At 71.1% G+C, this 6048-nt stretch carries 8 protein-coding genes; all 8 read right to left on the reverse strand.

Going from position 1 to position 6048, the window contains the following annotated elements:
* A partial coding sequence (locus ACWTSU_RS01580; RefSeq protein ID WP_455138152.1) for a chromosome segregation SMC family protein occupies nucleotides 1-1629 on the reverse strand: 1629 nt, incomplete at its 3' end.
* An 18-nt stretch (nucleotides 1630-1647) separates the two neighbouring features.
* Complete coding sequence (gene rnc / locus ACWTSU_RS01585) at nucleotides 1648-2376, reverse strand: ribonuclease III (protein WP_455138153.1); 729 nt, start codon at nucleotides 2374-2376, stop codon at nucleotides 1648-1650.
* A 14-nt stretch (nucleotides 2377-2390) separates the two neighbouring features.
* Nucleotides 2391-2633 (reverse strand): phosphopantetheine-binding protein, encoded by a 243-nt coding sequence (locus ACWTSU_RS01590; protein WP_455138154.1) that lies wholly within the window; start codon nucleotides 2631-2633, stop codon nucleotides 2391-2393.
* An 82-nt stretch (nucleotides 2634-2715) separates the two neighbouring features.
* Complete coding sequence (gene plsX, locus ACWTSU_RS01595; protein WP_455138155.1) at nucleotides 2716-3705, reverse strand: phosphate acyltransferase PlsX; 990 nt, start codon at nucleotides 3703-3705, stop codon at nucleotides 2716-2718.
* A gap of 333 nt (nucleotides 3706-4038) precedes the next feature.
* Entirely contained in the window at nucleotides 4039-4218 is a 180-nt protein-coding gene (gene rpmF / locus ACWTSU_RS01600) for a 50S ribosomal protein L32 (RefSeq protein ID WP_455138156.1), read from the reverse strand.
* A gap of 120 nt (nucleotides 4219-4338) precedes the next feature.
* Nucleotides 4339-4920, reverse strand: coding sequence for a YceD family protein (locus tag ACWTSU_RS01605; protein WP_455138157.1), 582 nt, complete (start codon nucleotides 4918-4920; stop codon nucleotides 4339-4341).
* Nucleotides 4921-4922: 2 nt separating this feature from the next.
* Nucleotides 4923-5420: an ATPase gene (locus tag ACWTSU_RS01610; RefSeq protein ID WP_455138158.1), complete on the reverse strand. Its 498-nt coding sequence runs from the start codon at nucleotides 5418-5420 to the stop codon at nucleotides 4923-4925.
* Nucleotides 5421-5522: 102 nt separating this feature from the next.
* Nucleotides 5523-6032, reverse strand: coding sequence for a pantetheine-phosphate adenylyltransferase (coaD, locus tag ACWTSU_RS01615; RefSeq protein WP_455138159.1), 510 nt, complete (start codon nucleotides 6030-6032; stop codon nucleotides 5523-5525).
* Nucleotides 6033-6048 lie beyond the last annotated feature (16 nt).

Here is a 6048-nt window from a genome sequence, read left to right on the forward strand (position 1 = left end):
GAGCAGCTGCTCGACGAGGCTCTCGACCTCGGGGTCGGTGTCGATGATGTCGGCCAGGCGGCACTGGACGGCGTCGCCGGCGCGCTCGGCGAGCGCCGAGACGAGCGGGCTCGCGCTCTCCACGTCCGCGTCCACGGCCTCGAGCGCCTCGAGCGTGGCCCTGGACGAGGAGAGCGCGCCGCGCGCCTCGGCCTCCTCGGCGCGGGCGGCCTCCAGCCGGGCGGAGAGCTCGCCCGTCTCGGCCTTGAGCCGATCGGCCGCGGCGAGCTCCCCCTCGAGGCGCTCCGAGAGCTCCTCGGCGGCGCGGCGGCGGTCGGCGAGCGCCTCCTCCGCGGTGCCCGCCGCCTCGTCGAGCTGGGCGAGGCGCGAGGCGAACATCTGGTCCTCGACCTCGGCGTTGGAGATCTGGTCCTCGAGCTTGGCGTAGGCGAGCGTCTCGCGGTCGGCCTCGGCGCGGGCGGAGCGCTCGTCGGCCGTGAGCCGCGCGAGCTCCGCGTCGAGCTCGCGCCGCTGGGCCTGCGCCACGCGGGCGGCGCGGGCGAGCTGGGCCTCGTTCTCGGCGAGCGCCTCCTCGCGCACGCGCGCGTCGGAGAGCTCCGCGGCCACGCGCTCGTGCTCGCTCGCGGCGTCGGCGCGCTGCTTCTCCATCGCGGAGAGCTGCATGCGCATCTCCGAGAGGCGGGCCACCATGTTCTTGCCCTTCTCCTCGAGCAGGCGCATGTCCGAGTCCATGCGGCCGAGGAGGTCCTGCATGCGCCGGCGCTGCTCGCCGAGGTCCCCCACGAAGAGCCCCTTCTGCTCGAGCAGCGACTGGAGCTTCTCGAGCTCGCGGCTCTTCTCGTCGAGGCGGTACTGGGCCAGCTCGACCGCCGCGTCGGCCTCCCTGCCGCGGGCCCCGAGCCGACCGTACTCGTCCTGCAGGCGCCTGAGGTCGTCCACCGCGAGCGTGACCTCGAGCCCCTTGAGCTCGTCCTCGAGCGCCCGGGCGCGGCTCGCCTTGTCGACCTGGCGCTCGAGCGGCTTGAGCTGCCGCGAGATCTCGCGGGCGAGCACCTTGGCGCGCGCGAGGTTCTCGTCCATCGAGGCGAGCTTGCGCTGGCTGCGCTCCTTGCGGCGACGGTGCTTGGAGATGTCGGCCGCCTCCTCGATGAGGGCGCGGCGCTCCTCGGGACGGCTCGAGAGGATCGAGTCGAGCTTGCCCTGGGAGATGATCGAGTGGGTGTCCTTGCCCAGGCCCGAGTCGTGCAGGATGTCCTGGACGTCGCGCAGGCGGGCGGGCGCGCCGTTGATCAGGTACTCGGACTCGCCGGAGCGGTACATCCGGCGCGTGATGCCCACCTCGGAGAAGTCGATGGGCAGCGTGTGGTCGGAGTTGTCGAGCACGAGCGTGACCTCGGCCACGCCCACCGCCGCGCGCGCCGAGGAGCCCGAGAAGATCACGTCCTCCATGGCCTGGCCGCGCAGCTGCTTGGCGCTCTGCTCGCCGAGCACCCACAGGATGGCGTCGGAGACGTTGGACTTGCCGGAGCCGTTGGGACCCACCACCACGGTGAGGCCGGGGTCGAAGGCCATGTGGGTCTTGTCGGCGAACGACTTGAACCCCTTGAGTGTGAGCGACTTCAGATACAAGCTCGCGCCCTCCCGAGGCTAGTTGGTGGTCCCGGCGCCGGCGAAGTCGCTCGGCTCGGCGTACCCGAGGCGCACGAGCGCGTCGACGGCCGCCGCGCTCTCGGACGACTTCTTGGACGAGCCCGACCCGCGGCCGATGCGGCGGCCCTCCACGCGCACCACGGAGGTGAACGTGGGGTCGTGCGCCGGGCCCTCCTCGGCTACGAGCTCGTAGACGGGCCCGCAGTGCAGGTCGCGCTGCGTGACCTCCTGCAGGCGCGACTTGGGGCTGATGGGCTTGACGGCGAGCGAGGGCGACACCTCGGGACCCAGCGTGCGCGCCACGAAGTCGTGCGCGGGGCCGTAGCCGGCGTCGAGGTAGAGCGCGCCCACGAGCGCCTCGTAGACGTTCTCGAGGGCGGAGTGCATGCCCCGCTCCCCCGTGCCGCGCTCGGACTCCCCCATCACGATGAGCGGCGCCACGCCGAGGCGACCGGCCACGCTCGAGAGCATCTTGCCCGAGACGAGGCTGATCTTGGCCTGCGTGAGCTGGCCCTCGTCCATGCCGGGGAAGCGCTCGAAGAGGTCGGTGGCCACGATGGCGCCGAGGATGGAGTCGCCCAGGAACTCCAGGCGCTCGTAGGACGCCGAGACGGGCCTCCCCTCGGCGGCCGACGGGTGCGTCAGCGCCGAGACGATCAGGTCGCGGTTCTCGAAGTGGTGGCCGCAGACCCGCTCGGCGGCGGCCACGCGCTCGCGCATGTTCAACTCCCGGGCCTCGCTCACGAGCGCGCGCGCTCGATCGCCGCGACGACGTCGCCGACGGTGGCGACGCTGGTGGCCGCGTCGTCGTCGAAGGTGACGGAGAACTCGTCCTCGAGCGTGGTCACGAGCTCGAGCAGGTCGAATGAGTCCGCGCCGAGCTTCTTGAGGTCGGTGGTCTCGTCGAGCGTCACGCCGTCGCCGAGCTCGAGCGTGTCGTTGACGATCTCGATGACCTTGGCCAGGGTCTCGTCGTGGTCCATGGTGCCTCCTTGTTCCTCGTCGGGGGGAGCCCCCGCTCGCAGTCGATTCTACCCCGCCGCGCGGCGGCGGTCGGCGGCGCGCCTAGCCCGCGATCTCGCAGGCGTCGGCGATGCGCTCGGTGAGGTGGGCCCTCACGGCGCGGGCGGCGGCGTGCGTGCCGGCGCACACGGCGCGGGCGCTCGTGGCGCCGTGGCCCTTGGCCACCGGCGCGCGCAGCCCCAGCAGGATCGCGCCGCCGTAGTTGTCGCCCGAGAGCTCGTGCGCCATCGTCTTGAGCGACTTGGCGAGCAGCCCCATGCCGAGCTTGTTGGTGAGCGAGGCGCCCATCGCCTCCTTGAGGCGCGCGAGCACGAACTTGCCGGTGCCCTCGATGGACTTGAGCGCCACGTTGCCGGTGAAGCCGTCGGCCACGATCACGTCGAAGGTGCCGGCCAGGATGTCGGTGCCCTCGGCGTTGCCCGCGAACCCGCAGTCGCCGGCAGCGAGCGCCTCGTGGTAGGCGAGCGCCATCTCGGAGCCCTTGGTGTCCTCTGAGCCGTTGCAGAGCAGCCCGACCCGCGGCTCCTCCACGCCGAGCACCGCGTGGGAGTAGGCGCGCCCCATGTGCGCGAACTGCACCATCACGTCGGGCTTGACGTCGGCGTTGGCGCCGAGGTCGAGAAAGACCGTGGGACGGCCCGATATGCCCGGGAACGGAAGCGAGAGGGCCGGGCGCTTGATGCCCTTGAGCCTCCCCACGCCGAACGTGGCGGCCGTGAGCACCGCCCCGGTGGAGCCCGCGGAGAAGAGGCCGTCCGCCTCGCCGGCGCGCACCGCCGCGCACGCCCGGACGATGCTCGCGTCCTTCTTGTGGCGCACGGCCTGGGCCGGGTGCTCGCTCATCGTGATGACCTCGGTGGTCACGAGCGCGCGCGCCCGCTCGTGGGACGCGGCGAAGGGCTCGACCACGGCAGCGTCGCCGGCGACGAGCACCTCCAGCTCGGGATCCTCGGCGAGCGCCGTGGCGACGCCCTCGAGCAGGACGGGGGGCTCCTTGTCTGCCCCCATGACATCAACGCAGATGGTGGTCATGTCTCCTCCTCACCCGGCCGCGCGGGCCGCCTCACATGCCCATCCATTATGCCACGTCGCGCGTCGTCCTTCTCGCCGCCCGGGGCGCGCGGCGCGGCGCTCGGAGATCGCGGCATGTCGGAGCTTCTCTCCCCGGCCCGCTTGTGAAATCGCGGAAGTCTGCGGCAACGGCAACAGACTTCCGCGAATCCCTGAGCGCGACCCCCGAAGAACCTCCGACTTCCCGCGATCCGCGAGCGCCCGTCGGCGGGGGCCGAGGGGACCGGCCCGCGCGGCACGAAAAAGGGGCCGGACCCTTGGGCCCGACCCCTCGCAGCCTCGTCTGAGCGAGCGCTACTCGGTGACGATGACCTCGCGGTCCTTGTAGTGACCGCAGTTGGGGCACACGTGGTGCGGGAGCTTGGGGGCGCCGCACTGCGGGCACACCGAGCGCGACGGCGCGCTGAGCTTGCTGTTGGCCGAACGACGGGAGTGGGTGGCGCCGCGGCCCTTCTTTTGCTTGGGTACTGCCATGTCAAACCTCTCTCACGAACCCACGCCCGTCGCTCGCCACGGCGGGCATCATCTCGCCTGAATCACACAAGCCGACACTATAGCACGTATCGGCGAGAAGAGCACGCGCTCAGGATTTCTTCACTCCCGCGCGGCCGCGTCCTCGTCGTCGCCCAGCCGAAGCCCCGCCAGGGCCGAGAAGGGCGACGCCTCCATGCGCTCACGCTCGCGCTCGGCGGCGAGCGCCTCGGCGTGCCCGCAGTCGCCCTCGTTGAGGTTGGCGCCGCAGACCGGGCAGAGCCCGCGGCAGTCCTCGCGGCACAGCACCACGAACGGCGTCTCCATCACGAGCGCCGAGAGCAGCGCGCCGGACAGGTCAATCGTGCGGTCGGGCGCCACGAGCTCGAAGTCGGCATCGTCCTCGTCGTCGCCCAGCTGCTCGGGCTCCTCGAAGAGGTAGTAGCCGTCGACCTCGCCGGACAGGTCGAACTCGGCCGGCTCGAGGCAGCGGTCGCAGGTGCCCGCCACGTGCGCGCGCACGAGCCCCGTGGCGAGGATGCCCTCGCCCGCGTTGGTGAGCACGAGGTCGTAGTCGAGCCCCTCGGGCAGGGAGAACTCGTGGTCGCCGAGCTGGTAGCCGCGCTCGTCGAGGTGCCCGGCCAGCGGCAGGGTGTCCCCCGCCGCGCCCAGGCGCTCGTCGAGCGAGATGATGAGCGGCTCCATCGCTACCAGGGCACGTTGTTGGTGGTGTTGCGCGGACCGGAGTTCTCGTCCAGGGTCTGGCGCACGCGCGAGACGGAGCTCGTGAGGCTCTTGAGGTTCTCCTCGAGGTGGGCGAGCACCGTGTCGGCGTACTCCTCCGCGTTGTAGCGGGTGTCGCGCTCGTACTGGGCCGCCTGGTCGCGGATGCCGTCGGCCTGCTGCTGGGCCAGGCGCACGACCTCCTGGTCGCCCGCCAGGATCATGGCCTGCTGCTGGGCGTCGGCGATGATCGAGCTCGCCTGCTGCTGGGCGCGGTCGAGCGTCTCCTGCTCCTCCTTGAGGATGCGGCGCGCGTCCGCGAACTCCTGCGGGAACACGCGACGGATCTCGTCCAGGATCTCATAGACGTCCTGGGCGTCGACGATCTTCTTCTGGCCGTTGTCCATGAACGGGGTCTTGGCCTCGTTCACGATCTGCTCGAGCTCGTCGACCAAGCTCTCGATTTCCTCACCTGGCTGCATCTATGGTTCCTTTCGCGAGACACATCGGACGCCCGGTATCCCAAACATGGTAGCAGATTGGCGCCGCTGCCACGAAACGAGCGCAGCGACGCGCGCCCGGCCTCAACCTTTGTAGTGGGCGCGCAGGTGCTCGGCCACGTTGGCGGGCACCAGGATGCTCACGTCCGAGCCCATCGACGCGATCTCGCGCACGATTGACGACGACACGTAGCCGTACTCGGGGTTGGACATGACGTAGACGCTCTCGAGCTCGGGCGACAGGTGGCTGTTGAGGTCGGCCTGCTGCAGCTCGTACTCGAAGTCGGTCATGGCGCGCAGGCCCTTGACCACGCCCCCGGCCCCCACCTCGCGGCAGAAGTCCACGAGAAGCCCCGTGAAGGGGGCGACCTCGATGTCTTGGGGCAGCCCCTCGAGCTCGAGCGCCTCTCGGATCATGGCCACGCGCTCGTCCAGCGAGAACGCGGTGCCGCGCCCGTGCTTGTTGGCCGAGGCCGCCACGGCCACGGTCACGCGCGGGAAGAGCCGCCTCGTGCGCCGGATGACGTCCATGTGCCCGATGGTCACCGGGTCGAACGTGCCCGGCACCACCACGTGGGATATGACCTCGCTCATCGATTCCCGTCCCCTC

Source organism: Thermophilibacter sp., from assembly GCF_966187215.1.

Bases quoted from the DNA above. Each gene is read 5' to 3' on its own strand.
- ACWTSU_RS01590 (WP_455138154.1), bottom strand. From the start codon at position 2,633: ATGGACCACGACGAGACCCTGGCCAAGGTCATCGAGATCGTCAACGAC.
- plsX (WP_455138155.1), bottom strand. From the start codon at position 3,705: ATGACCACCATCTGCGTTGATGTCATGGGGGCAGACAAGGAGCCCCCC.
- rpmF (WP_455138156.1), bottom strand. From the start codon at position 4,218: ATGGCAGTACCCAAGCAAAAGAAGGGCCGCGGCGCCACCCACTCCCGT.
- ACWTSU_RS01605 (WP_455138157.1), bottom strand. From the start codon at position 4,920: ATGGAGCCGCTCATCATCTCGCTCGACGAGCGCCTGGGCGCGGCGGGG.
- ACWTSU_RS01610 (WP_455138158.1), bottom strand. From the start codon at position 5,420: ATGCAGCCAGGTGAGGAAATCGAGAGCTTGGTCGACGAGCTCGAGCAG.
- coaD (WP_455138159.1), bottom strand. From the start codon at position 6,032: ATGAGCGAGGTCATATCCCACGTGGTGGTGCCGGGCACGTTCGACCCG.